This window comes from Brevibacillus sp. FW306-2-1A-C05A (assembly GCF_058781555.1).
Map to the genome: position 1 here is coordinate 1 of NZ_JBYSWV010000012.1, position 25,588 is coordinate 25,588.

Below are 25,588 nucleotides of genomic sequence, written 5' to 3' on the forward strand. Positions count from 1 at the left end.
TTTTGGTTGTGAAGTTGAAAATGTCATTCAGAATAATTTGACAATAGATGGATTCATTTTTTATGCAACGCTAATGATATTTTACAGAAAATAAAAACAGTTGTATCACTTTTCTGTCATTTTTTATATTTTTTTATTATCGGGCGGATTCTCGTCACTTGTTTGTAACTCGTATCTTGTATGATGGAAGGGCGGAAATATTCAAGCAATTGTCCGATTGCTTGTTAGCGCTTACAAAAAGCCTTTACTCGCGTACAACGACATTTTTTCATGGTGGGAGTGATCGTCATGGCAAAAATTTACTCTTCTTATGCGGAGATCGTGGCAGATATTCACGATGGAGCTACCCTTTTGGTCGGCGGCTTCGGACTGGTCGGCATTCCGGAAAATCTCATTATCGCCCTGCGCGACAAAGCAGTGAAAAACCTCACTGTCGTCTCCAACAACTGCGGCGTGGATGATTGGGGCCTGGGCCTGCTCCTGCGCGAAAAGCAGATCAAAAAAATGGTCTCCTCCTACGTCGGGGAAAACAAGGAATTTGAACGCCAGTTCCTGTCTGGCGAACTGGAAGTCGAGCTGACGCCGCAAGGCACGCTGGCGGAAAGAATCCGCGCTGGCGGCGCTGGCATCCCTGCCTTCTACACGCCTGCGGGCGTCGGCACTCCGATTGCGGAAGGCCGCGAGACGCGCGTCTTCAACGGCAAGGAGTATTTGCTGGAGCATGCGATCACGGGCGACTTCGCGCTCATCAAGGCGTGGAAAGCCGACAAGATGGGCAATCTCGTCTTCCGCAAGACCGCGCAAAACTTCAATCCGATGATGGCCGCCGCCGGAAAAATCACGATTGTCGAGGTAGAAGAAATCGTGGAAACAGGCGAGCTGGACCCGGATCACATCCATACGCCAAGCGTGTACGTCCAGCGGCTGATTCAGGCGCCATCGTTTGAAAAACGGATTGAGCGGCGCACGGTCCGCTCCTAACCGACGACACGATCACATACAAAGGTCATTCAAGGGAGGAAACAGATATGTCGCTTACTCGTGAGCAAATTGCCACTCGGGCTGCCAAAGAAATCGAGGATGGCTTTTACGTGAATCTCGGAATCGGGATGCCTACACTCGTCGCCAACTACATCCCGGAAGGAAAAACCGTCGTGCTGCAATCGGAAAACGGCCTGCTCGGAATCGGCCCTTATCCGACCGAGGACGAACTCGATCCCGATCTGATTAACGCCGGAAAAGAAACCGTCACGGCGATTCCCGGCGCGGCTTACTTCTCCAGCGCCGAGTCGTTTGCGATGATTCGCGGCGGGCACATCGACCTGGCCATTCTTGGAGCCATGGAAGTTTCTGCCGAGGGCGATCTGGCGAACTGGATGATTCCCGGCAAGATGGTCAAAGGGATGGGCGGAGCGATGGACCTCGTGCACGGCGCGAAAAAAATCGTCGTCATCATGGACCACGTCAACAAACATGGCGAAACGAAAATTTTGAACAAGTGCGCTCTCCCGCTCACTGGCAAAAAAGTAGTCAACCGGATCATCACGGACAGAGCCGTTCTCGATGTGACACCGGACGGCCTGCTTTTGGTCGAAGTCGCGGAAGGCTATACGCCAGAAGACATCCAGGCGTGCACAGAACCGAAGCTACTCATTTCGCCAGAGCTGAAAACGATTGGCCTGTAACCTTTTGACCAGCCCTACACCTGACAGCTTCATTCCTGCTCGCCGCTTTCACAAAATCGGCCTCATCCTACCGGGATGGGGCCTTTTTGCTTTCACTCGCAAGCTGCACCCGCGCAGTCGCTTCTCGCCCGCATTCGGTATATAATACGTACACAAAGCAAATTCCCAACATTTGAGAGGGAGAGATTACGATGTCAGGAACAGTCGGTTGTCTGCTCATCCACGGATTCGCCGGAGACATCAACGACGTTTTGCCTCTCGCCAAAGCGCTGCGCGAGGCTGGCTACCAGGTCGAGTGTCCCACTCTGGAAGGGCACGGGACGACTCGCCGCCAAATGGCCCGAAGCACCCGCAAAGACTGGCTGCGCTCTGCGGAGGAAGGCTACAAACGCCTCTCCATGCGCGCAGACACGATCGTCATTATCGGGTTTTCCATGGGCGGCCTGCTCGCCTTTCATCTGACGACCCGCTACCCTGTCGAGCTGCTGATTACGATCAATACGCCGTACAAGTACTGGGACGTAAAGGAAGCCATACACTACTTGCGCGAGGACTTCCCTACCCATTCGCGCCGCTACGTAAGAAGCATCGGCAGAATCCCTGTCAGCAGCATGCTGGAGTTTCGCCGACTTTTGTCGGAAACGAAGCCGCTCCTGGGCCAGATCAAGACCCCGTACCTTTTGCTGCAGGCAAAGCGGGACGACACGGTGCATGCCATCAGCGCACAGCTTCTCGCCAAAAGCGTAGACGAATCCGCCTCGCCGCAAATCACCTGGTACGAGCACTCCAATCACATGCTGCTGCACGGCCCGGACAAGGAAGCGGCCATCGCTCGCGTCCTCGCTGCGCTCAAGGAGCGCTTTCCAGACTCTCCCGTCTCTGTCTGACGCTCCACGCCGCAGCTATAAGCAGAAGCGCTGCGGCAAGCCCGACGTACATGACGGACAGCCCGGCATGCTCATCAAGCCAAAAGGCGAATAGCGGTCCCAAGGCTGCTCCCAGGTCTGTGATGACGGAATAAAACGTCATTACCGCTGTGCTGTTCGCATGCCTGGCTGCTTCATCTGCCGCGAGCGTGTCCATCACCGTGGTGATGATCGTCGCGGTCAACTGGATGCCGAGCAGCACCGCAAACCACGCGCCAAGCGGCACCCCCGCCTGAATGAGCGCAAACAGCAGCGCGCCTGCAAAAAGGGTGGCGGCAAACATTTTCCTTCTGCCGTACCGATCCGCCAGCCTGCCGACAACAGGCGCGGCCCACGGCTCCCAGCACCAGCGCAGCCCTTGCACCAGGCTTGCGAGCACGGCAGCTCCCAGCACGATGCCCCCGAGCGCGAGAAACGGTGTCCGCTGCTCTACCAGCCTGCTCAGCGTGGACGCAAACATCCCTTGATAAATCATGGTGACGATAAGCGCGGTCAGCATGGTCTTTTGCATGGCCGCCTGTCGCCACAACCTCAGCCTGTGCGACTCCCCGCCTTTCTCTACGGCTGCCGCCGTCCGGTTGGTAAAGCCCGGGCGAATGTAGAGAAAGACGAGCAACAGCGCAAACAGCGAGCAGCAGGCGAGCAGAAGCGAAGCCGGCAGCAAGCCGTACCAGGAGGCGAACAGCGCCCCCACGAGCATTCCCCCCAGGCTGCCGAGACGGTACAGGCCGTTGTACAGCCCCATCAACTGCCCGCGGTTATGTTCGTCTGCGACAGCCACAATCAAGGAATACGCCCCCAGCCGCAAAAACGTCCAGGCGACGCCCCACAAAGAGCGCATCAAAAGCCACAGCCAAAAACCTTGGAAGCCGTACGACAGCGTCGTCACAAAAGCAAGCACCACTGCGAGAACCAGTCCGGCGCGCCCTCCCGTCCGCTCGTACCACTTCCCGACGAGCGGCCCGAGCGGAACCCGGACGAAGCGATTGATCGACAACAGCACGCCCACTTCCCACAGCGAACCAAGCCCGGCCTCCTGCCAATAGAGCGGCAACACCACATACAACATCGAATCTCCGAGCATGCACAGCGCCGTCACCAATGCAACCGCGACGACCTGCGTTTTCCCGCTGATTTCTCTCATCTCTTTTTGCTCCTTTACTTCCCGTCGTCCTATGGATTACCATACAAGGAATCATTCATCGGATCTAATACATATTGTTGCGCAATCCATAAACAACAGTTATGAATGGAGGAGCAAAATGAACCTGCATGCCTTGCGAATTTTTGTGGAGGTAGCCTTGCGCCAAAGCGTGACCGAAGCCGCCGCTGCCCTCGCAATCAGCCAGCCGGCGGTCAGCGCGCAAATCCGCAAGCTGGAAAACGAGCTGGGCGTTGCGCTCGTCGCCCCTCGCGGCCGGGGAATTGCCTTGACCGACGAAGGCCGCTTCCTGTTGGAAAAAGCCCGCCGCATTTACGACTGGGAGCGCGAGATCGAGTGGCAGCTCGCAGAGATCAAACAGGGCAAAAAGGGCAAACTGCGCATCGCTTCCACCTACCTGCCCTCCCACTATCTGGTGCCCAAGTGGCTCGCCGCATTCAAGCGGCAGTACGAACAGGTCGATGTGGAAATCCGCACCCGCAACTCCGCCCAGTCCATCGAGCTTTTGCTCGGCGGGCAGGTCGATCTGGCCATCGTCATCAAGGAATCGTGGGACGAGCTGCCCGTCCGGCGCGTACACATGACCGATGTGCTTTACTGGTTCATCCTGCCTGCCGATCACCCGTATGCGGGCAAAGAGGTGAGCATGGAGCAGCTTGTGCAGGAGCCGTTTTTGCTGCGGGAGCAAGGCAGCTCGACGCGGGAATGGCTGTTTTCCCTCTGCCGCGAGCACGGCGTCAAGCGCCCGCGCGTCGGGCTGCAATACCACGGGCTGGTCGAGTCGATCCAATCTGTACGCGCAGGGTACGGAACGATGCTTGCCCCTGCGCTGGCCGTCAAGGAAATGGTCGATCGCAACGAAATCGGGCGCGTGACCGTCCCCGGCGTGGAGATCAAGCGCCCTGTCTACATCTGCACGCGCGAGGAGGAAGTCAGCCATCGCCCGGTGGTGGAGCGGTTTTTGGGGATGGTTTTGGGGACTGCCGTTTCAGATAAAAAAGCTGATCCAGAGTAGTTAATGGACCAGCTTTTGCTCCAGAAAGCCAGTCAAAACCGACTTCCTGGACAGATTGGTAATATTCACTGAATACTCGATAAGCTAATCTATCTTATCGGTTATTTTGTTCTTTAATGTTTCGACTGATGAGTTGATTTTTTTAGTGTGTTTAAAATACTTAGCAAAATAACGAACAGAATAATAAATGCAACCGTAAAATTTAAATCCAAGAGAATCCCTCCCTATATATATTAAGTTTTTCTCATTCATTCTCGCTATTTCACCGTTTCTCAATTTCTGACTGGAACGATAAAGAACTCAAATTCGCCATTATGTTCCGTGGCACCGTGATATTCACCTCGCCGTATTCGCTCGTTACCGTCTTCTCGGTCTTCCTGTTGCGACTGCATCGCGAAAAAACCTTTGGATGATTGAAGGCTATAGTTAAGTATCCAAATATCACCATTATTATGAACTCGATAAAATTTTGAATAACGACTGGAATTTCTAAAAAAACTGAATACAAACCCAATCAAAAAGCCTAGGAAGATTGATATTGTTTTTTCCAAAAATCGGCACCCTTTTTCTTTTTGAAGGGCGTGTATATTATACCACTAATTACCAGTAAAGCAAAAATATCTCGTACACCGTTCTTTTAACCGAATTTACAAAGGGACCAGCAAATGTAACTCAAACGCACTTTCCATTAGTTAGTCGCCATGCATGGCGCACAAAAAAAGCTTCCCTCCCCGGGGAAGCTTTTTCCTGCTTGGCCAAACCACATACAAGAAGCCGTTTTGCCCTCTATCGTGTTTACGGAAACACAATCGTCTTGTTGCCGTACACCAGCACGCGGTCTTCCAGATGCCAGCGGACGGCGCGCGCCAGCACGGTGCGCTCCACCTGGCGTCCGAGCTGCTTCAACGCTTCGACATCCTCCTGATGCGAGACGCGCTGCACGTCCTGCTCGATGATCGGACCTGCGTCCAGCTCCTCGGTGACGTAGTGCGCGGTCGCCCCGATCAGCTTCACGCCGCGGCGATACGCCTGCTCGTAAGGCTTGGCACCCACGAAGGCAGGGAGGAACGAATGGTGGATGTTGATGATCCGCATCGCGTAGTCCGTAAGAAAGCGCGGGGACAAAATCTGCATGTAGCGCGCCAGGACGATCAGGTCGACGCCCGCTGCCGCTTCCAGTTGTTCTTGTTCCGCCTGCGGCTTGTTTTCCTTCGTCACCGGAATGCAGCGGTACGGGATGCCAAACGACTCCACCGTCTCCTGCATGTCCGGATGGTTGCTGACCACAACGGATATATCCGCGTGCAGTTCGCCGGACTTCCAGCGCCACAGCAGCTCCAACAGACAGTGGTCTTCCTTCGAAACAAACAGGGCAACCTTTTTGCGCTTGTTCGCTTCGACCAACGACCAGTCCATGCCGAAGCTGTCGGCTACCTGACCGAACTCCGCCTTGATCGCCTCGAAGCGCTCTTGCAGGTTGACCAGATCAAATTCAATCCGCATGAAAAAGCGGCCTGTCTCCGGGTCAGTCGTGTACTGGTCAGACTGGACGATGTTTGCGCCCTGCTGAAACAAAAAATTCGAGACCGCCGCCACGATCCCCGCACGGTCCGGGCAGGAAATCAGCATGCGCGCGCGGTCTTTGTTTTTTTCCCGATACGCGAGCCATTCTCTCTCTGATAACAAATGCATGGTTTCTCTCCTCCAAAAGCAAACAGCAAAAAGTTGTTTGCAATTATACCATTCCTCGGCGGATTTTCTAGAGGCAATTTGAGAGAAAACGCTTGCTTATCGATAAAAAATCATTTTCCAATCCCGTTCAGCAAAATATCGACGGTCATAGCAATTTGCTCTTCATCGCTGTAGGCTGCATAATCGTCCTCGTCCAGCACCTGGCGAAACAGCACCAGGCCGATCATCGCAGACAGCACGACGCGAAAGACCGCCTGGCTCGGCAGCGGACGCAGCTCGCCCTCAGCCACTTTTGCTTCGATCAGCTTTTGCGCCATCAGTTTGGCATCCTTAAAGACAGTCGCGATCAGCGCTTCCCGAATCTCGTCGTGGAAAAACGCCTCCTGGAGCAAGATGCGAATGTGCTTTTCGTTGGCGACGACCAGGTTCAGGCGATTCCGGTACAGCTCCGTGACGATTTCGCCAAACGGCTTTTGCGCCTGCTCCTTGAAGATCTCGCGCACGTCCTTCAGGATGAACGGCGCCGCGAATTTCACCAGCACGGGTGCCACGACGGCAAGCAAAATGTCTTTTTTCGATTTGTAATGGCGGAAAATCGTCCCTTCAGCCACTCCCGCCTCTTTGGCGATTTCCGAGGTAGAGCTGGCATGGAAGCCTTTTTCCGCGAACAGCTTAACGGAGGCCCGCAAAATATTGCGCTGCTTTTCCGTCATCTCGCTCTCGTCTTTCAGCTCTTCCACATATTGCAACAGGCCCTCTTCAAACGACGGCGGCTTGTTCATACGACGTTTACGCTCCTCTATTCGATCTTTTTGCGGAATCTGCCGATGGCAACGGCCAAAATGACCAGGCTGAATGCGCCCATCCCGACGATCTCTTTCCAGAGTGCCTCGGCGCCTACGCCTTTCAAAAAGATTCCCCGCAAAATTTCCAGAAAATAGGTCAACGGGACAAGCCCGCCTAACCATTGTATCACGACCGGCATCGAATCGCGCGGGAACATGAACCCGGACAAAAGCACGCTGGGCAGGATGAGCGCGAAGGCCATCTGCATCGCCTGAAGCTGCGTCTTCGCTACGGTCGAGATCAAAATTCCCAGCAGCAGCGTGGTCACGAGAAACAGGACGGACAAGGCGACCAACAGGCCGATGCTGCCTTTGACCGGAACCCCGAACCAGGCAGTCCCAACGAAGAGCACGAGGCAAAACGAAAACAGCCCGACGCCGACATACGGCGTAATTTTGCCAAGCATCAGCTCCAGCGGGCGAATCGGCGTCACGACAAGCTGCTCCATCGTGCCCCGTTCTTTTTCCCGGACGAGCGAAAAGGCGGTCAAAATCATCGTGACGTTTTGCATAATCAGCCCGATCAGCCCAGGGATATTGAAGACGATGCTCTCCATATTCGGATTGAACAGCACGCGCGTCTCCAGCGCAAGCGGCAGCGTCAGCTCGCCCATTCCCTGCTTTTCCAGCTTCTTTTCCTGCAAGCTGATCGCCTGGTGCTGCACGATCAGTTGGGCGTTGGACACAGCCGTGCGCGCGATGTTCGGATCGGAGCCGTTGACGAGAAGCTGAATGTGCGCTGGCTCGCCGCGGTTTTTTTGCCGCGTGTAGTCCGGCCCGATCACCAGCCCGACATCTGCCGTTCCCTCGTCCAGCATCGCCTCCAGCTCCCGGTAGCCTCCGACGCTCGCTGTCGCCTGAAAAATTTTCGTGTGCACGAACTGATCGACCAGCTCCCGGCTTGCGGCTGACGGACTCTGGTTCCAGACCGCCATGCGGATGTCGTTCACATCCGTGTTGACGGCGTATCCGAACAAAAACAAAAGCATCAGCGGCATGACCAGCGCAATTGCCAGGCTGGGCCGATCGCGTTTGATCTGGATTACTTCCTTTTTGACGATAGACCAGTAGCGCCCCCAGACAAATCGTCTCATCGCGCTCCCCCCTCCGCCGCCTGCCGCGCTTCTTCGCGCCGCACCAACTCGATGAACACGTCCTCCAGATTGGCCGCGCCCAACTGCTCGATCAATTCCTGCGGGGTTCCTTCCGCAAGCAGGTTGCCGAAAAAAATGAACCCGATCCAGTCGCACGTCTGGGCCTCATCCATATAGTGCGTCGTCACCAGCACGGTCATGCCTTGCTCGGCCAGCTCGTGAATCACTTCCCAGAAAATGCGCCGGGACACCGGATCGACTCCGGCCGTCGGTTCGTCGAGAATCAGCAGCTCCGGCTTGTGCAAAAGGGCGCAGGACAAGGCAAGACGCTGCTTCCAGCCGCCGGACAGCGAGCCTGCGAGCTGCTTTTCCCGGCCTGTCAGCCCTGCCATTTCGATCAACTCCGCCTTTCTATTCCGCCGCTCCGCTGCGCCAAGCTGGTAGACGCCGGCGTAAAAATCAAGGTTTTCTTCCACTGTCAAATCTTCATACAGGCTGAACTTTTGCGACATGTAGCCAATGCGCTGCTTGATCTCTTCGCTCTGCGTCATGACGTCATAGCCGAGTACCGTCCCGCTGCCCGTCGTCGGCGTCATCAGCCCGCACAGCATGCGAATCGTCGTCGATTTTCCCGAGCCGTTCGGGCCGAGGAAGCCGTAAATCGAGCCTTTGGGCACCGTCAAGGTCAGGCTGTTGACGGCGACCCGCTCCCCGAAGCGCTTGGTCAGTTGCTGGCACGTAATGGCGGCGGCGCTCATCGGCCTCCCTCCCCGTCTGGCAGCAGCACATCGGCAGGCATGCCCGGCTTGAGTTTGTCCTGGCCTTTGGCGACGTCAATCGTGACGGCAAACACAAGCTTGGTCCGCTCGTCTTGCGTCTGCACATTGCGCGGCGTAAACTCCGCTTTGTCCGCGATGCGGCTGATCGTGCCCGTAAACGTCTCATCCGGGTACGCATCGACCTTGATGCCGACCTCCTGCCCTTTTTGCACCCGGTTCAACTGCGCTTCCGGGATGTACACCACGAGCTTGAGCTGGTCTGCCTTCATCATCGTAAACAACGTAGCCCCCGGTTTGGCGACCTCTCCCTGCTCGATGGAGGAGCGCAGCAAAACGCCGTCTTCTGCGGCGACAATCCGCGCCTTTTCAAGCTGCAGCATCGCCTGGTCGAGCCTCGCCTGCGCCTGTTCCTCCGCTGCCAGCAGTGCCCGGATGGCGTAGTCCGTACTGCCTGCCCGCACCAGATCAAGCTCTGCTTGCGCTCCTTGCTGCTGGGCTTTTGCTGTGCCGACCTGAGCAGCCGCCGCAGCCGCGTCCTCCTGGGCGGAACGGTACGCCGCCTTGGCCTGCGCCACCTGTGCCGTCCACTGGTTCAACTGGGTAGTCGCCTGGCTGACCGCCTCTTTTTGCGTATCCAAATCTTTTTGCGAGATCGCCCCTTTTTCATATAAGGCCGTCGCCTCTTGCAGCCGCTTTTGCTGGTAGCGCAGCGTCTCCTCCGCTCCTGCGCGCTGCGATTCGGCCTGCGCCAGTTGCTCCTGCGCCCGGGCAATTCCGGCCTCTGCCTGGCTTTTTCTCGCCTGCGCCAAACGGATGCTGGCATTCGCCTGCTGAACGGCGGCCACTCCCTTCTGAATCGTCTGGTCGCGCGAGCCTGCCTTCGCTTCCTCCAGCCTGGCCCTCGCCTGCTCCCATGCGGCCTTGGCCTCCGCCACGCTGATCTGGTAGCTGCGCGGGTCGATTTCCGCCAGCACCTCGCCTTTTTTCACCTCGCTACCTTCCTCGGCGATCACCTTCGTCACCAGCCCGCCTACCTCGGCCACGATCGGCCATTCATCCGCCTCGATTGTCCCCGACAGTGGCTGCTGCTTTTCCCCGAGCAGGCCGCAGCCTGACAGAGCGAGAAGCAGGCTGCCGATACTTACAGCGCGCAAGACACGTTTCATGCAAAACCTCTCCCATCTGTAATGAGTGAGTAATCACTTTATTTTTACGGTCAAAAAACGGGCAGTTTGCCCTCTTTGTGCAGATCATGATGCACGTCGCCGGATGAACTTCACAAAAAGCGAGTGATTACTCACTTCTTACTGTGAGTATATGCCCCCTGCGCCTAACTTGCAATTTTTATTTTGTGAACACGCGTCAACAGCCAAAAACGCTCCCGCCAGAACCAGGGATTCATCCCCAGTCCGACCGGAGCGTTTTTGGCTGGCGGAGGTTTTTTGGTAGTGGAGCGTTCTTTGTTGCTGCAGTGCCGGGACCTGGGATGCCACTCGACGAGCGCATCCGTCAGCGGCTTTCGCTGGCTTTCGGCGGCGTTCCGCGGGCTGCTCTCCCCCCATTACGCCAACTGGGACTGGGCAGCAAGCGCGTAATGGCTTTTCGTGTACACATACCCTTCCAAAATCATCCGTGCCGTGCGCACGACTTTGATTGCGCTGATGTGGCCCGCGACAAATTCCGCCTTCGTTTCGATGATGCCGCCGGGATGCGCGAGCCGCAGCACCTCCCGCTTGATGTCGATCAGCTCGGAGAGGACGGTGTCAGGCAGAAAAGCGGCCGCCGTGGTGCAGATCGCTCCCGTGATCGCCAGCGCCTGGTGCGGCTTTTGCATCGACATCATGCGAATGGCGAGATCCATGTCCGCCGCTTTGCGATAAGTGCCAGTCAGATCGGTTTGAGACTCCCACGGCTAAAGCCGCAAGCCTTCCAGCTTGCGGTGTACGGGTGGGATTCTTGAATGACTAAGCGTTCGCAGTCCATTTCTGGGAATGTAAATTTTTTTGTGTAAATGGGTTTTTAACAGGCGGATGGTTACGTGGGCGGCTTTACATGGAGGGGCGGGCATGATAGGCTCGTTTGCCATGCGATAGTCCCCTACAGGCGGCAGCATTTTTTGCAAAGCCCGCCCCGGAAGCAGCGGACCTTCCTTCAAAATGACCGCGCCAACCTGCTCCTTCTCCCCCAGCCCGGCGTCAATGCCAATGATGAGCGGCTGCCGAAACTGTCGCTTGATCGCCTTCAAGGTCGGCTCCAGATTGAAGGCATGAACCGGCTCCTCCAGCGTTCCGTAAACGCGGTGGGTGACACCCGCCTCCAGCAGCATCGTTCCAACCAATGGCCCCAGCGCATCGCCAATCGAGCGATCCGACCCGATGCACAAAAAGACGACCTCTCTTTGTTCCCGGCTCGCTTGCTGGATGAGCGTGTTCAGAAACGCAGCCATCGCGGCGGTTTCCTGCCGGATGGTTCGTTCGTTGTCATGGATAGTCAACAGGACGCTTGCTGTTGCTTTTGCGTCTGTTTCTTCTTTACGGCTGCCGAAAAATCCCATGTCCATCCTCTTTTCTTTCACGAGCCTAGGCGCAGACTGGTTCGGAGCTGAAAAGCCCCCGGCCAAAACGGCTGGCCAGGGTTTTCGTCAGTTGCTGCGCACGTGCTTCCCTACTCGAATTTGAACTTGGAGAGCGCGTCCTTCAGCGCGAAGTTGATACCTTCGTCGCTCTCCTTCTCCTGCGATTTCAAATACTTGGCGACTTCCTTCTTGGACACTTTGCTGCCCTTTTCCTTCTCTCTGCGCTCCTTGAACGTCGAGAGCTTTTCCCTGTGCCCGCAAGCGCAAACCAACATTTGCCCTTCGCCCTCGCCGCGCAATTCCAGCCGCTTGTGGCATTTCGGGCAGCGGGCGTTCGTCTGCTTGGCAATGCTTTTGCGGTAGCCGCATTCGCGGTCCTGGCAGACGAGCATCTTGCCGCGTTTTCCGTTTACCTCCAAAAGAAGCTTGCCGCACTCCGGGCATTTGCTTCGCGTCAGGTTGTCGTGGCGGAATGTTTTGTCGCTGTTTTTGATCTCCTGGACGACCTCTCGCGCGTACGTTCTCATCTCTTCGATGAAGGCGCGCTTGCTCAGGCTTCCTTTGGCGATGGCGGCGAGCTTTTGCTCCCATTGGGCGGTCAACGTCGGGGATTGCATCTCGTCGGGAACAAGCTCCAGGAGCTGCTTGCCTTTTGCCGTGACGAAAATATGTTTGCCGCGCTTCTCCAAAAGGAAGCTGTTAAACAGTTTTTCGATGATGTCGGCGCGCGTCGCCACAGTACCGAGTCCGCCTGTCTCGCCGATCGTTTTGATTAGCTCCTTGCTTTCGTTTGCCATGTATTTCGCCGGATTTTCCATCGCGGACAACAGGCTGGCCTCTGTAAACGGCTCCGGCGGCTTCGTCTCGCCTTTCGTTTGCGCGATGCTCTGGATGGCGAGCCGATCGCCTTTTTCGATCTTCGGCAGCCACTGCTCCGCCAGTCCGTCCTGTCCTTCCTCGTCTTCGACATCGTGGTCGTAGGCTTCCCGCCAGCCTTGGGCCAGCACGGTCTTGCCTCTGGCCAGGAACAGCTCGCCGCCTATTTTCGCCTGGATAGTCGTCTGTTCGTATTCAAAAGGAGGCAAGAGCACAGCAAGGAAGCGCTTCACGATCAGGTCGAAAATTTTGCGCTCCTTGTCGCTCAAATCGCCGAGAAACACCGCTTGCTCCGTCGGGATGATGGCGTGGTGGTCGGAAACTTTGCTGTCGTCCACAAACGACTTCGCCGCCTTGATCGGCGACCGCAAAATTCTCGCCGCGAGCGGCGCATACGGCTTCATCTGCACAGCCTTGATCCTGTCTGGCAACGTCTCGACGATATCGGACGAGAGGTAGCGGGAATCGGTCCGCGGATACGTCACTGCCTTGTGGTGCTCGTAGAGGCTTTGCATGATGGACAGCGTCTCTTTCGGCGAATAGCCAAACATCCGGTTCGCGTCCCGCTGCAGCTCGGTGAGATCGTAAAGTTGCGGGGCGTACGTCTTTTTGTTCGTGCGGGTCACATCCACGACCTCTGCGCTTTTTTCCTGCTTCAAGGCAGCGAGAAGCTGGTCCGCCCGCTCTTTGGAAAACGTTTTGACGTCCTTCGTCTTCTGGTCCTGCCATTGCAGCGAAACCGACTGCTCTGCCACGGCGCGCAGGCCGAAGAACGGCTTGGGCGTAAAGCGGCGAATCTCTTCTTCTCTCGCCGCGACGATGGCCAGCGTCGGCGTCTGGACGCGCCCGCACGAGAGCTGGGCGTTGTGCTTGCACGTCAAGGCGCGAGTAGCATTGATTCCGACGAGCCAGTCCGCCTCGGCGCGGGCGGCCGCAGAAGCGTACAAGTTTTCGTACTGCTTGCCGTCCTTCAGGTTGCGGAAGCCGTCGCGAATCGCCTTGTCGGTGACTGACGAAATCCACAGCCGCTTGATCGGCTTTTGCACATGCGCCATTTCGATGATCCAGCGGGCGACCAGCTCGCCTTCGCGCCCGGCATCTGTCGCAATCACAATCTGGCTGACGTCGCTGCGCCGCATTTGCTGCTTCACGGTCTGAAACTGTTTGTTGCTCTCGCGGATGACGACGAGCTTCAACGGAGACGGCATGATCGGCAAATCCTCGATTCGCCACGAGCTGAACTGCTGCCCGTACGCTTCCGGATCGGCCAAGGTCACGAGATGCCCCAAGGCCCACGTCACAATGTATTTATCTCCTTCCAGAAAGCCGTTCCCTTTTTTCTGGCACTGCAATACTTTCGCGATATCGCGGCCGACGGATGGCTTTTCCGCCAGCACAAGCGTTTTGCTCATCAGTGACACCACCTTACATCTGCTTCACATTCCTGCTATGTGTTCTCATCCATTGTAGATGAGAACGCGGGTTACGCCAAATCTTTTGCAGCATTTGGCAATGGCGGCGGCTGTGACCCGCTGTCGCTTTCGGGCAAAAAGAAGAGCGGCCCTGCGCCGCGCCCCAGTAAGCGGTTGGGCCAAACTCATCCGCTTTTATTTGAAGACAGGTTCCAGCTCCCGGCTGATAAAAGTCCCTGCCTGCTCCCCACGGCAAATTTGCGCCATCGCTCCGGGCTGGTCGAAGTTGAACACATGCAGCGGCAAGCCGTGGTCCCGCGCCAAAATCATCGCGGACTGGTCCATGACGCGCAAGTCTTTTCTGACCACCTCGTCAAAGGAAACCTCCAGGTACTGTCTCGCCGTCGCGTCCTTGCGCGGATCGGCCGTGTAGACGCCATCTACCCCGTGTTTCGCGACCAAAAGAGCGTCGGCCTCCACCTCCAGCGCCCGTTGCACAGCCGGATAGTCTGTCGTCACATACGGCTGCCCGTTTCCGCCCGCGAAAATGACGACGTAGCCCTTTTCCAGATGGTGCACGGCTCGCAGGCGAATGTACGGCTCCGCGACGGCATTGATCGGCACGGCTGTCATCACTCTGACTTCCCGGTTGACGCGCGCCTTCAGCACGCCTCGCAGCATCAGGCTGTTGATGACAGTCGCCAGCGTCCCGATGTTGTCTGCCTCAACCCGCTCGATCCCCCACTGGTCCGCCATGTTGCCGCGAAAAATGTTTCCCCCGCCAATGACAATCGCTACCTCGACGCCCATGTCGAGCAAGGAAAGAATCTCCCCCGCGATATGCTCCAGTTGTCCCGGGTCAAATCCAAACCCGTTCTCCTGCGCGACAGCCCCGCCGCTCAATTTGACCAACACCCGCTTATACTTCATGGCGCCTCCTCCTCGATCGTTGTCTTTTACGTTTTCGAAATCTTTGGTTCCCTCTACCAAAAAAAGAACGAGGGCAGCAGTTGCCTTCGTTCTTGAAAAAAACAGGGGAAATCGGCTGGCATCCTCTTTTTTTGCATCCCGCTTCCCCTCCTGCATGTGGATTCATTCCAAACTCTTCCTCATTTTATGCAAAGCACCCACTTTATGCAAAGAAATTCGGAAAGTCAAAGGTATCCCGCTTGCCTGCCAAAATATCCCGCAGGAGCTGATCGGCCACCTCCGTCGCGAAGCTGTGCTCGTCGCTGTCGATGACTCCTTTTTGCAGCGCTTCGTCCAGTTCGTCCTGGTCGAGCAAATAAACCTCGCCCTGCGGCAGCACCACAATGTCGAGGTAGAGATCGTCATACCAGATATGGCCGTTCTCATCTTTGCCATGCGCCTTGCAAATGTCAATGTACCACTGCACGGTGTTGCCAAGCTCGTCCATCATTTTCGTGACGGCATAAGGCTTCTGATCCGGAAAGTATTGCAGGTACACATACCCTCTGTCGCCTACGCACAACAGTTTTTCACCAACAGGCATGTAGGCGGGCTCGGTTACTTCGTCCAGGGTCAAACGGACAGCGTACCCGGAAAAAGACAAAGCCTCTACCCACTTTTCCTGATAGCCCATTCGCTTGACGCGTCTCCACCCAGGTCGGTCTGCTCGTTTTCGCTTCATGGCCTGTTCTCCTCGTCAGTTTGGTTCCTTTTACTCTACCATGAATTGGATGGTTTTGTCAGATGCAAACAAAGACATGTCCCCAGGAGAACATGCCTCGTTTTTTTGCTATTTGCCGTATTCGCCATCCCGCAAATGGCTGTGCCTGCGTCCGTACAGGAAGTAGACGACAGCGCCTGCAGCCAGCCAGCCGAGAAACCCGATCTTCGTGACAGCAGGCAAGCTGTAGACCAGGTATCCGCAGAAAAGCACGGCGAGAATCGGGACGAGTGGAACGAACGGCGTGCGAAACGCACGGCGCAATTCCGGATTCGTCCGGCGCAGTACGACGACGCCAATGGAGACGAGAATAAACGCAAACAGCGTCCCGATATTCGTCAGCTCAGCCAGCTTGTTCAACGGCAGCAATCCGCTGAAGATCGCAACCAAAATGCCGACGATGAGCGTACTTTTTCGCGGCACCTGCGTGGTCGGATGCACCTGCGAAAAAACGGCGGGCAACAGACCATCGCGTCTCATCGCGAAAAACAGCCGCGTCTGTCCGTACATCATCACGAGCAATACAGTGGTGATGCCCACGATGGCCCCGAGGGAAATGAATCCCGCTACCCAATCTTGTTTCACGTAGTTGAGCGCAAAGGCAACCGGATTTTTGACATTGAGCATGTCGTACGGAACGATCCCGGTCAGCGTCAAGGAGACGTCGATGTAGAGCAGCGTGCACACCAGCAGCGATGTGATGATGCCAATCGGCATGTCGCGCTGCGGATTGCGCACTTCTTCTGCGGCCGTGGAAACCGCGTCAAATCCGATAAAAGCAAAAAAGACTGTCGCAGCGCCCGTCGCGACCCCGGCAAAGCCAAACGGCATGAAGGGACTCCAGTTTTCCGGCTTCACATAGCCGATCCCGACGATGAGAAACAAAAGGATCACCGCGACCTTGATAATGACCATCAGCGTGTTAAAGCGGGCCGACTCCCTTGTCCCTTTCATGAGCAGAAGCGTAATAACAAAAATGATGACAACAGCAGGCAAGTCAATGATCGTTCCTTTAGAAGCGTCGAACGCATTCGTCAAAGCGACAGGCAGATGAATGCCGAAGCCTGCAAGCAAGCCTTGCGCATAGCCCGACCAGCCGCTCGCCACCGCTGCGGAAGCCACCCCGTACTCCAGGATCAGGTCCCAGCCGATCATCCACGCCACCAGTTCGCCAAACGCGGTGTAGCTGTATGTGTACGCGCTTCCGGACACGGGGACGGTGGAAGCAAACTCTGCATAGCACAGCGCCGCAAATACGCAAGCGAGCCCCGACAGGACAAACGACAGCACCAGCGCAGGCCCCGCATGCTCGGCCGCAGCGACTCCAGTGAGAACGAAGATGCCCGTCCCGACAATCGCGCCGATGCCAAGCATGGTCAAATCAAAAGCGCCCAACGTTTTTTTGAGCTGCCTGCTCTCAACCTGTGCCATCAAGCTGGCAACCGATTTTTTTCTCAACAACTGTTCTTTTAACGACATATTGTGCGTGCCTCCCGCCCGGACATTCCAACTCCAGCAGCTTCAATCGAAACAGTTGGAGTATGGGCAGGCAAGAGGAAAATTATGCATGGGGGATCAAGTTGGATGGTTGCAGTCGCGCGAAGGTGTGGACGGCGTGGCCTTTGTTGCGGACTGGCACTGGCAGGGGCATGTGTTGCTTTGGTGCACACCAGCGAAGACGCGAATCGCGTTGCCTTGTTACAAACTGACTCTGGCGTGGCGGTTCCTTTTTGCCGTGCCTGCATTCCGGTGCAAAATTACAACGAAGCAGTCCTGGGTGATGCGCCCTGTCCGCGCAAAACTCGCTGCCTTACACCAAGTTCCTGCCAATAAAATTGGCGGAGACTGGCGTATAGCCAAGCTCCCTGGCCCAGATCGACAGTTGCCCCATATGGTGAATCTCGTGCGCGATCACATGCCGCATGATCTCCCCTTTGGCGTACTCCTTGTCGCTCCATGCCACGCGCACAGGCTCCCGCTCCCAGTCGTCTGTCCAAGCCTCGATAAAATCGCGCAGCTCTTCCCGCCATTGAGCCGCCAGCGCCTTTACCTGCGCAAGCGACTGGTGTTCCTCGTAAGGCACTTGCACATCCGGCTTCCCCTGTACGCCCCGCAGCCAACTGTACTCCACATCTGCAATATGAAACAGCGTGTACAAAATCGTCCCGGCGCCTCCCACTCTCGTTTTCAGCAGTTCTTCTTCCGGCAGCTTTGCACACCAGGCAAACCATTCATCCCGCACCATCCAGTTGTACGCCAACAGCTTTTTCACCCTGAATCCTCCCATAGACTGAAATGTCAATATTTTCTATACATTAACACGTACGTTCGCCATTATCCAGCCTGCTTGCCGCTTTTGTTATCTGTTGTCCTGAACTTCACCCGCTCTCCCACAACTTCATCCATTCCCCCGACTTTGCAGAGGGAGCGTTAGCGTGTTTTCGCACATGACAAAGAGCGCCGTTTTCGATTCGCTTCAAAAACGGCGCTCTTATGCTCGGCAGTCTTGTCTGCCTTTACGTAAACCGGATGGAGAAGCCGCCGGAAAGCAAATACAGATAGCTCTCCACTTCCTGAGACGGCTTGATGATCTGCCTGATCGCCCGAACGTACAAGCTGATCTGGCCGCTGTACCTGCGCTCCATCTCTTCGATTGCTTCGGCTGAGGCTTCCTTGGCCATCCAGTCAGTCTTGAAATCAATCAAGACCAGCCGATTGTCGTCTTCCTCCAGCAAACAGTCAATCACACCCTGGACGATAATCCGCTCCGAAGTTGCTTCGCCCAGCTCCGGCTCCACTTCATGCGCGGGCAGCACCAGCGTAAACGGCAGCTCGCGGTGAACCGCCTTGGCCCTTTTCATCCGCTGCCCCAGAGGGTCGGCAAAAAACGTGGCAATTTGTCCGGCATCCACCGCCTGCACCTGCTCCTCTGTCAAAAAGCGGCGCGCCGCAAGCTCTGCCACCTGCTCGCGTATGTCGGCCTCATCCAGCGGACGCTGCAAATCGAGATGCTGGAAGACCAGGTGCGTGATCGTGCCTTTCTCGGCTGCTGTCAGGCGGTGCGATTTTTGTTCCGCCAAAAACTTCGGCTTTTCCGTAATCGAAGGCAGTGTGAGCGCCTGCCCGCTTTTGCTGACCTTGGCATGCCGCTTCAGCTCGCTGACGCTCCATTTGGCCGCCACGCGCGAGGCAACCGGGTGCGGGTCGGTCCAGCCCAGTCTCGCTTCTACCAGCTTGCGCAGCGCTTCGTCGCCTGGCCGTTCTGCAATCTCCTCCCGCCTGGTCGCGCGCTCCCACAGTGCCATGTCATCGCTCATGGCCTCCTGCTGCGCCTTCAGCTCGTCCGCCTGATGAAAATGAAACGACCAGACGGAGTCATCGGGAACGGTTCTGACTCGCACTTCTTCGCCTGCGCCTTGCTTCGCAGGATACGCGCGCAGTTCGCCTGCTGCCGGATGTCGCAGCAAGGCGCGGCCTACCCAGTCAAAATAGCCTTTGGCCTGGATCAGATCCTCGTCGCTGAGCCGCTCGCCATCACCTTGTCTGCCCCAGTCCATGACGCTCTTCGCCAAGTCTTTGGCTGAACCGACGAGAATCAGCTTCTCGCGCGCACGGGTCAAGGCGACGTACAGCACGCGCATTTCCTCTGCCAGCATATCCCGGCGCAACTGCTGCCGAATGCCCAGCGCCGCGATGCTCGGGTAGCGCAACTGAATGGACGGCTCCACGGCCATCGGCCCGAAGCCCAGGTCCTTGTGCAGCAAAAACTGGCTTTTCAAATCCATCGTGTTGAACTGCTTGCCCATGCCCGCGACGAAAACGACGGGAAACTCCAAGCCTTTGCTCTTGTGGATCGTCATGATCCGCACGACATCCTCGTTTTCCCCGATCGTACGCGCTTCGCCCATGTCATTGCCCGCCTCCTGCAGCCTGTCGACGAAGCGCAGGAAGCGGAACAGCCCGCGATAAGAGCCTGCCTCATACTGTCTTGCCCGGTCGTACAAGGCACGCAGGTTGGCCTGCCGCTGCTGTCCGTTTTCCAGGGCAGCGACGTAGTCGAGATAGCCCGTCTCGCGGTACAGCACGGAAAGCAGCTCAGACAGCGCTCCCCTGCGCGCATGCGTCCGCCACCCTTCCAGCTTCGCGAAAAACTGGCGCAGCCGTTTTTCCCACGACTCCTGCGGCGGGCGCTCCTTCACGTACTGGATGACAGCGAGATGAAAAGGGCCCGTCGGATACTGGATGCGAATTTGGGCAAGCTGTTCCTCGCGCAAGCCGACGATAGGCGAGCGCAGCACCGCAGCGAGCGGAATGTCCTGCAACGGATTGTCGATCACCCGCAACAGCGAGAGCATCGTCTCTACTTCTGTCGCCGCAAAATAGCCTGCCGTCTGCTCGGCGTACACAGGGATTCCCGCCGCATGCAGTTCCTCCTGCATCGTCTGCCCCCAGCCGGACGTAGCCCGCAGCAAAATGACGATATCCCGGTAAGCGAGCGGGCGCATTCCCCCTGCCTTTTTATCGAACACGAGCAGTGGCGACTCGTCCTCGCCCGGCTCCATCCAGCGGCGAATCCGGCTGGCAATCAGTCGCGCTTCCAGTTGCGCTACGCTCGCTTCCTCGCTCGAGTCGCCTGTCGCCTCGGGGATTCCTGCCAGCTCTGCCTCATCCGTTGCCTCTGCAGACACTGCCTGCCCCGCTTCTTGCTCCACGTTGCGGTTAATCAGGTGCACCTCTGCCTGCAGCCTGCCCGGCTCTGCCTCGGGATAAGAGGCGCGGTTAATCAGCTCGGCCGACGGATCGTAGTCGATCTCGCCCACGCCCGGCGACATGATTTGCCTGAACAAAAAGTTGACCGCATCCACAACCTCGCGTCTGCTGCGGAAGTTGGCGGCAAGGTCGATCCGCCGTCCCGGAGCGTCATCGTCCGCATCCTGCTCGCCTGCCGCGCCTTTTTGATAGGTCAAGTACTTTTCCAGAAACAGCTTCGGCTCCGCCAGACGGAAACGGTAAATACTCTGCTTCACGTCACCGACCATAAAGCGGTTGGCGCAAGCACCGTTCGTTCCGTCGCGGGAAACCATGCGCAAAATCGTCTCCTGCACCAGATTGATATCCTGATACTCGTCGACCAGCACTTCTGCGAACTGTTCGCGAAGCTGCTCCGATATCGGCGAAGGAACCGCCTCGCCCGCTTCGCCCGCTTCGTCCGCTGCCGTCAAAATGCGCAAGGCCAGATGCTCCAGATCGCCAAAGTCGACGATTCCGCGCGCCCGCTTTTCCAACTGAAACGCGTCGGAAAACTCGGTAACGAGCCGGGCCAGCGTCTTCATGTGCGGGGCCAGTCGCTGCAAATCAGCGGCATATTGCTCGGCCGTCATCGAAAAATACTGCTCGATCTGCTCCGCCAGCTCCTTTTTCACGCCGTTTCTGAGCGCCTGAACCTGCTCCTTGATCTCGGGATCGGTTCCTTTGACTGGCGGCAGCTTGGCAAAAGCAACGCCACGGATAGCCTGGCTCGCTGCCTCCCAACCTTCCTTGCAAGCCGCAGCCGCCTGCCTCAAAGCCGCTGCTTCCGCTTCCAACATCGGCAAATAAGCCGCCGGACCTTCCGGGGAGGCTGCCAGCTCTGCCGCCCTCTGCAGCTTGCCAGCCATGCCGACGAGCAAAAGCTCCACAGACCGCAGCACGCTTTTCGCCCAGACGAGCCCGTCCAGACCGGCCCCAGCGCGAATGTCAAACATGTCGGCTGCTTCCGCAAGCCAGCGCTCAGGCGACGGATGACTGCGGGAAAACTCGTACAGCCGCAACAGCAAAGTCGCCAGCGCCTGATCGTCCTGTCCGTCCAGCATGATGTCGGCCAACGCCTGGAAGTCCGGGTCGCTTTCGTACCAGCCCTCCAGTTGCTCCTCCAGTACGTCCTGCCGCAGCAGCTCGCCCTCCATCTGGTCGGCGATGCGAAACTCCGGGTCAAGCTCAATCAGGTAGTAGTACTGGCGCAAGATGCCCAGACAGAACGAGTGGAGCGTCGTAATCGTCGCTCGCTGGAGAAGCGCAAGCTGCCGCCGCAAGTGGGCGGAATGCGGGTCTTCTTTCAGCGCCTTGCGCAGCGCGTCGCCAATTCTGTGCCGCATTTCCGCTGCCGCCGCATTCGTAAAGGTCACGACCAGAAGCTGGTCGACGCCGACAGGCTCGCTCTCGTCCATGATGCGCCGGATGATCCGCTCGACGAGCACCGACGTTTTCCCGGAGCCTGCCGCAGCCGCTACCAGCAAGTTGCCCCCGCGCTGAATAATCGCTTGCCATTGTTCATCCGTCCATTGTTCAGGCTTGGCCTGCACTTGTTGCTCCGCCATCGGTAGCACCTCCCTCTCCTGCCAGTTGCTGCTCGGCCAGCATGCTCCAGATTTGTTTGTTGTTCCATTTGGAAAGCTGTCTGTGCTCGTTGCCGCCTGTCTCCCCGTCGAACTGGCACACAGGCTTGTACGAACAGTAATCGCAGGCAGTCATCGTCCCGTTGGAATACGGCTTGATCTGGATTTCCCCTTCGGTCATGCGCGTGCTGATTTGCTTCACCGTGTCGCGCACATACGTCGTCAGCGTCTGGAACTGCTCGGCTGTAGCGACAGAGGAACGCGAAGAAAGCGTCCCGTCCTTTTTCAGTTCAAACGGAACCAGCTCGGACGGCCCCTGCTCTACATACCCGTCCATCATTTTCGCCAACTCGGGATCGGCGAGCATCAAGCCTTTCATCCGCAGGCGCTTCGCCCGCTCCTTGGCTGCCTCGTCGGACGTCAGCAGCCGCTTCGCCGTCACAAACGGATCGGCCACCTGATAGTAAAAGACGCCGCCCATCTCGGCTTTTTTGCCCAGCCATTCCTCCGCGTTTGCCACGACGACGTCCAGGTAGACGAGCAGTTGCAAATTCAAGCCGTTCCACACGTCTGACAGCGACAGTTGCTTGGGGCTTGACTTGTAGTCGATCACGCGCAAATACGGAACCTCGCTGTCCAGCGACTGGTCCACCCGGTCGATGCGGCCGATCAGTTGCAGCTCCACGCCGTTGTCGAGGGTGAGCACGAGGCCCGGCAAGTCGGAGTTTGGTCCGAAAGAAACTTCCAATCCAACCGGAGCGAAGCGGCTGCGCTTGGCGTGCTCGCCCAGCACGTAGATCGCCCGGCCAACCGCCCGCATCAGCTTGCCCGCCAAAAAGCGATAGCGCGCTGTTCGCGTGAGAATGCTGCTTCTGGTCTGCGGCACCAGCTCGGACACTACCTCGCTCGCCAGTTGCATGCTGTGGTCTTCCGTCAGCTTGCTCCACTCCAGATGTTCCTCGTTCATTTTTTCGACCGCGCGCTTGAGCGAGGCGTGGAACAGCTCGCCCACATCGAACCGCTCCAGCTTGTACATCGTTCTCTCCGACAGCCTCAGCCCGTGCGAGGAAAAATGCGAGAACGGGCACGCCTGAAAGCGCTCCAGGCGCGACACGCTCATTTTCAGTTGCTTGCCGTACAAGGTCGTGCTCGTCTGCCTGTCCAGCCCGTCCGGGAGATTCCGGTAGCGCAAGCCGGACAGCAGCCATTTTTCCCGCAATGCTTCTGGGGAGGAACGGACGAACCAGTCGTACACCTCCCACCAGAACACCGGCAGCTCGCCTGTCTTTTTCATCGCGCGCAACAAGGTCAGCAAGTGGCGGAACACCCTTCTCGGCTGTCCGAGCAAAAAGGCATCTGTGTCCGCCTCGCCCGTCGGCTCGTTGTAAAACATCTGGTGCGAGATGTCTGGCAGCACCTCCTTGATGCGCGAAAACACCGAGGAAGGAAGCAGCGCCTTGCCTTCCTCATCGGCCAGGGCACAGCTCAGCATCAGCCGCTCGGACGGCCGCGTCAGCGCCTGGTACAAAAGGTACGGCTCCGCCATCAGCTTCTGCTTGGCGCTTGGCGCGAGCACCTGGCCCATCTCCGCCAGCCGCTCGCGCTCCGCCTCGTCCAAAATGCCTTCTTCCTTCGGGCGCAGAGGGATGATGCCCTCGTTCACCCCGAGAATAAACAAAGCTTTGACATCAGGCTGACGGGAGCGCTCCATCGCCCCGACCAGCACCTGATCCAAGGCCGGAGGGACAAGCCCAAGCTCAATCGTTTCCAGACCGCTGTCGAGCACGCGGGCAAACGTAGCCAGCTCCATGCTCTCGTCGCCCATGACCTCAACGACCTGGTCCATCAGCTCGACCAGACCCGTCCACACCTGGCCGTGCACCTGTGCCGCATCGAGGTCGCCCTCCTGCTCTGCCTTGCGTTGCCAATATTCCAGCTTGCCCGGCACGTCCAGGGCGATCAGCAGATTGTACAGCGCCACCGTCATTTCCCGCACGTTTTTGCCTGCCGCCTGCTTCATCTCTTTTTCAAAAGCGAGCAAGGGAGCCGCGTATTTGCGCCTCAGCTCGTCTGCTTCCGCATCCTCGGCGGCACCGGACGGCCCGCGAAAACGCCAGGCCGATTCCTCCGCCCACTGGTAGCCGAAGACGCCGTGAGCCAGCACGTAGTTTTCCAAGCGGTCGATCTCCTGGCGGGACGTGCGCTCATGGGCGAGGTCTGGCGTAAGCAGATCTGTCTTCAAACAGCGAAATACTGCGTCATACCGCCATCTGGTGACGATGACCTCCAACGCCGAGCGCACCAGCTCCACCAACGGATGGTTCATCACGGTCCGCTTCTGGTCCAGGAAGTGCGGAATGCCGTAATCGGTAAAAACGGCGGAAATCTCATCGGCATAGGTGCCAATTTCCCGCAGCAAAATTGCCATGTCCCGCCAGCGGTAGCCTTCCTCTCGGGCAAGGGCGAGAATTTTCAGCGCGACGGCCTCTACCTCAGCCCGCCTGTTCACGGCAGAGAGCAAGGCAACCTCATCATTGCGACGAGGCTCGCCGACTGCGGGCGGCGCCCCCCATTGAAAATAAACCTGTTCGAGCTGACGCAGCCACGTGCTGTCGGCAAAACGGCGCGTCTCGGTCAACAGCAGCGGCTTGGCAACGGAAACGCCCGATTCCCGCGCCATCAGCGACAGCGCCTGGTACGTGCGCAAAGTCGGGTGGAACAACCCAAGCTCGTCGACAGACGCGTCGCGCTCGTCCGGGTCCAGGGTGAGCGCAATCGTCACCTGTTTGGCGTGCAGCATCAACTGTTCGATCAGTCGCAGCTCCTGGTTGGTGAAGCCCGTAAAGCCGTCGATGAAAATTTCCGCCTGTCTGATGTAGGCCGAGTCGCGCACCATGACAGCGACCCGGTTCAAAATATCGTCAGCATCGCAGTACCCTTCTGCCATGTACCCTTCGTAGGCGTTCATAATCAGGCGCAGGTCGCTGATTTTTTGATTGAGATTGGCTCCGCCCCAGTCCACGTTTTCCGAATCGGCAAAAGAGACGCCGTACGACTTGCACTCGCTTATCAAACGTCCAAGCTGAGAGGCGAAGCCCGGCTGCATGGCCGAACGGCCAAACACTTGCAGCTCTTCCTTGTGCCGCTCCAGAAGCATGCGCAGTACCATGTGCTTCCCGAGATCGTCGACCGCCACCGTCGTCAGATCGCCCAGCTCCTGCAGCAACCGATGAGCCAGCCGGCCGAAGCTGAGCACTTGGGTCCCTATCACGCCGCCCAGCCCGGGCAGGTTGGCGAGGGCGTATTCCTCCTGAAAGCTGGCCTGCTCCGGCACGAGCAAAATCATCGGGGAGCCGAGCGGCGTATCGCGCAGCCGCTTTTGAATCTGCTGATGAATCTCCTCCGTTTTTCCCGTGCCTGCCCGTCCCAGTATGAATTGGACTGCCATGTTTTTTCCCCTTCC

Annotated in this window: 19 protein-coding genes; 4 read left to right on the plus strand and 15 right to left on the minus strand. The window is 57.4% G+C overall.

Going from position 1 to position 25,588, the window contains the following annotated elements; translation table 11 throughout:
- The first annotated feature begins 288 nt into the window (after positions 1 to 288).
- The 3 genes from AC3WJN_RS09755 to AC3WJN_RS09765 all read left to right on the plus strand — a co-directional run bounded on the left by AC3WJN_RS09755 (position 289) and on the right by AC3WJN_RS09765 (position 2,572).
- Positions 289 to 981, plus strand: coding sequence for a CoA transferase subunit A (locus AC3WJN_RS09755; RefSeq protein WP_005835687.1), 693 nt, complete (start codon positions 289 to 291; stop codon positions 979 to 981).
- 47 nt (positions 982 to 1,028) lie between these two features.
- On the plus strand, positions 1,029 to 1,685 hold the full coding sequence (locus AC3WJN_RS09760; RefSeq protein ID WP_005835685.1) for a CoA transferase subunit B: 657 nt from the start codon (positions 1,029 to 1,031) through the stop codon (positions 1,683 to 1,685).
- Between the two features lie 191 nt (positions 1,686 to 1,876).
- Entirely contained in the window at positions 1,877 to 2,572 is a 696-nt protein-coding gene (locus AC3WJN_RS09765; protein WP_005835683.1) for an alpha/beta hydrolase, read from the plus strand.
- Here the strand turns inward: AC3WJN_RS09765 and AC3WJN_RS09770 are convergent.
- Positions 2,535 to 3,755, minus strand: coding sequence for an MFS transporter (locus tag AC3WJN_RS09770; RefSeq protein WP_310670660.1), 1,221 nt, complete (start codon positions 3,753 to 3,755; stop codon positions 2,535 to 2,537). The two genes, AC3WJN_RS09765 and AC3WJN_RS09770, sit on opposite strands and share 38 nt — an antisense overlap.
- Positions 3,756 to 3,873: 118 nt before the next feature.
- Between AC3WJN_RS09770 and AC3WJN_RS09775 the strand changes: the two genes are divergently transcribed.
- Entirely contained in the window at positions 3,874 to 4,788 is a 915-nt protein-coding gene (locus AC3WJN_RS09775) for a LysR family transcriptional regulator (protein ID WP_327944551.1), read from the plus strand.
- A gap of 795 nt (positions 4,789 to 5,583) precedes the next feature.
- Here the strand turns inward: AC3WJN_RS09775 and purU are convergent.
- The 14 genes from purU to addB all read right to left on the minus strand — a co-directional run bounded on the left by purU (position 5,584) and on the right by addB (position 25,573).
- Complete coding sequence (gene purU, locus AC3WJN_RS09780; protein WP_007784458.1) at positions 5,584 to 6,480, minus strand: formyltetrahydrofolate deformylase; 897 nt, start codon at positions 6,478 to 6,480, stop codon at positions 5,584 to 5,586.
- Between the two features lie 110 nt (positions 6,481 to 6,590).
- Positions 6,591 to 7,262: a TetR/AcrR family transcriptional regulator gene (locus AC3WJN_RS09785; RefSeq protein ID WP_005836380.1), complete on the minus strand. Its 672-nt coding sequence runs from the start codon at positions 7,260 to 7,262 to the stop codon at positions 6,591 to 6,593.
- Between the two features lie 17 nt (positions 7,263 to 7,279).
- Positions 7,280 to 8,419 carry an ABC transporter permease gene (locus AC3WJN_RS09790; RefSeq protein ID WP_007787551.1) on the minus strand — a complete coding sequence of 380 codons (1,140 nt, stop codon included), beginning with the start codon at positions 8,417 to 8,419 and terminating at the stop codon, positions 7,280 to 7,282.
- A complete protein-coding gene (locus AC3WJN_RS09795) occupies positions 8,416 to 9,177 on the minus strand; it encodes an ABC transporter ATP-binding protein (protein ID WP_005836383.1) in 762 nt (253 codons plus the stop codon). The genes AC3WJN_RS09790 and AC3WJN_RS09795 overlap by 4 nt, the downstream gene beginning before the upstream one ends.
- Positions 9,174 to 10,364 carry an HlyD family secretion protein gene (locus AC3WJN_RS09800; RefSeq protein ID WP_433947752.1) on the minus strand — a complete coding sequence of 397 codons (1,191 nt, stop codon included), beginning with the start codon at positions 10,362 to 10,364 and terminating at the stop codon, positions 9,174 to 9,176. The genes AC3WJN_RS09795 and AC3WJN_RS09800 overlap by 4 nt, the downstream gene beginning before the upstream one ends.
- A 395-nt stretch (positions 10,365 to 10,759) precedes the next feature.
- Positions 10,760 to 11,089: a 2-methylaconitate cis-trans isomerase PrpF family protein gene (locus AC3WJN_RS09805; RefSeq protein WP_255344314.1), complete on the minus strand. Its 330-nt coding sequence runs from the start codon at positions 11,087 to 11,089 to the stop codon at positions 10,760 to 10,762.
- Positions 11,090 to 11,110: 21 nt separating this feature from the next.
- Complete coding sequence (gene yyaC / locus AC3WJN_RS09810) at positions 11,111 to 11,752, minus strand: spore protease YyaC (protein WP_242507457.1); 642 nt, start codon at positions 11,750 to 11,752, stop codon at positions 11,111 to 11,113.
- A 110-nt stretch (positions 11,753 to 11,862) separates the two neighbouring features.
- Complete coding sequence (locus tag AC3WJN_RS09815) at positions 11,863 to 14,061, minus strand: DNA topoisomerase III (protein WP_007783982.1); 2,199 nt, start codon at positions 14,059 to 14,061, stop codon at positions 11,863 to 11,865.
- A gap of 195 nt (positions 14,062 to 14,256) precedes the next feature.
- Positions 14,257 to 14,991, minus strand: coding sequence for a UMP kinase (gene pyrH, locus AC3WJN_RS09820; protein WP_007783980.1), 735 nt, complete (start codon positions 14,989 to 14,991; stop codon positions 14,257 to 14,259).
- A 202-nt stretch (positions 14,992 to 15,193) separates the two neighbouring features.
- Positions 15,194 to 15,712, minus strand: coding sequence for a ribonuclease FAU-1 family protein (locus tag AC3WJN_RS09825; protein ID WP_007783978.1), 519 nt, complete (start codon positions 15,710 to 15,712; stop codon positions 15,194 to 15,196).
- Positions 15,713 to 15,820: 108 nt separating this feature from the next.
- Positions 15,821 to 17,230 carry a branched-chain amino acid transporter BcaP gene (gene bcaP / locus AC3WJN_RS09830; protein WP_492329260.1) on the minus strand — a complete coding sequence of 470 codons (1,410 nt, stop codon included), beginning with the start codon at positions 17,228 to 17,230 and terminating at the stop codon, positions 15,821 to 15,823.
- A gap of 331 nt (positions 17,231 to 17,561) precedes the next feature.
- Positions 17,562 to 18,023, minus strand: coding sequence for a DinB family protein (locus AC3WJN_RS09835; protein ID WP_007783975.1), 462 nt, complete (start codon positions 18,021 to 18,023; stop codon positions 17,562 to 17,564).
- Between the two features lie 244 nt (positions 18,024 to 18,267).
- Positions 18,268 to 22,107: a helicase-exonuclease AddAB subunit AddA gene (gene addA / locus AC3WJN_RS09840; RefSeq protein ID WP_007783973.1), complete on the minus strand. Its 3,840-nt coding sequence runs from the start codon at positions 22,105 to 22,107 to the stop codon at positions 18,268 to 18,270.
- Positions 22,076 to 25,573 carry a helicase-exonuclease AddAB subunit AddB gene (gene addB / locus AC3WJN_RS09845; protein WP_007783971.1) on the minus strand — a complete coding sequence of 1,166 codons (3,498 nt, stop codon included), beginning with the start codon at positions 25,571 to 25,573 and terminating at the stop codon, positions 22,076 to 22,078. The genes addA and addB overlap by 32 nt, the downstream gene beginning before the upstream one ends.
- Positions 25,574 to 25,588: the final 15 nt, after the last annotated feature.

Excerpts from the sequence above, each read along its gene's own strand:
- AC3WJN_RS09785 (WP_005836380.1), bottom strand. The coding sequence starts at position 7,262 with ATGAACAAGCCGCCGTCGTTTGAAGAGGGCCTGTTGCAATATGTGGAA.
- AC3WJN_RS09800 (WP_433947752.1), bottom strand. The coding sequence starts at position 10,364 with ATGAAACGTGTCTTGCGCGCTGTAAGTATCGGCAGCCTGCTTCTCGCT.
- yyaC (WP_242507457.1), bottom strand. The coding sequence starts at position 11,752 with ATGGGATTTTTCGGCAGCCGTAAAGAAGAAACAGACGCAAAAGCAACA.
- addA (WP_007783973.1), bottom strand. The coding sequence starts at position 22,107 with ATGGCGGAGCAACAAGTGCAGGCCAAGCCTGAACAATGGACGGATGAA.
- AC3WJN_RS09770 (WP_310670660.1), bottom strand. The coding sequence starts at position 3,755 with ATGAGAGAAATCAGCGGGAAAACGCAGGTCGTCGCGGTTGCATTGGTG.
- AC3WJN_RS09775 (WP_327944551.1), top strand. The coding sequence starts at position 3,874 with ATGAACCTGCATGCCTTGCGAATTTTTGTGGAGGTAGCCTTGCGCCAA.
- AC3WJN_RS09790 (WP_007787551.1), bottom strand. The coding sequence starts at position 8,419 with ATGAGACGATTTGTCTGGGGGCGCTACTGGTCTATCGTCAAAAAGGAA.
- AC3WJN_RS09755 (WP_005835687.1), top strand. The coding sequence starts at position 289 with ATGGCAAAAATTTACTCTTCTTATGCGGAGATCGTGGCAGATATTCAC.
- purU (WP_007784458.1), bottom strand. The coding sequence starts at position 6,480 with ATGCATTTGTTATCAGAGAGAGAATGGCTCGCGTATCGGGAAAAAAAC.
- AC3WJN_RS09765 (WP_005835683.1), top strand. The coding sequence starts at position 1,877 with ATGTCAGGAACAGTCGGTTGTCTGCTCATCCACGGATTCGCCGGAGAC.
- bcaP (WP_492329260.1), bottom strand. The coding sequence starts at position 17,230 with ATGTCGTTAAAAGAACAGTTGTTGAGAAAAAAATCGGTTGCCAGCTTG.
- addB (WP_007783971.1), bottom strand. The coding sequence starts at position 25,573 with ATGGCAGTCCAATTCATACTGGGACGGGCAGGCACGGGAAAAACGGAG.
- AC3WJN_RS09815 (WP_007783982.1), bottom strand. The coding sequence starts at position 14,061 with ATGAGCAAAACGCTTGTGCTGGCGGAAAAGCCATCCGTCGGCCGCGAT.
- pyrH (WP_007783980.1), bottom strand. The coding sequence starts at position 14,991 with ATGAAGTATAAGCGGGTGTTGGTCAAATTGAGCGGCGGGGCTGTCGCG.
- AC3WJN_RS09760 (WP_005835685.1), top strand. The coding sequence starts at position 1,029 with ATGTCGCTTACTCGTGAGCAAATTGCCACTCGGGCTGCCAAAGAAATC.
- AC3WJN_RS09825 (WP_007783978.1), bottom strand. The coding sequence starts at position 15,712 with ATGAAGCGAAAACGAGCAGACCGACCTGGGTGGAGACGCGTCAAGCGA.
- AC3WJN_RS09795 (WP_005836383.1), bottom strand. The coding sequence starts at position 9,177 with ATGAGCGCCGCCGCCATTACGTGCCAGCAACTGACCAAGCGCTTCGGG.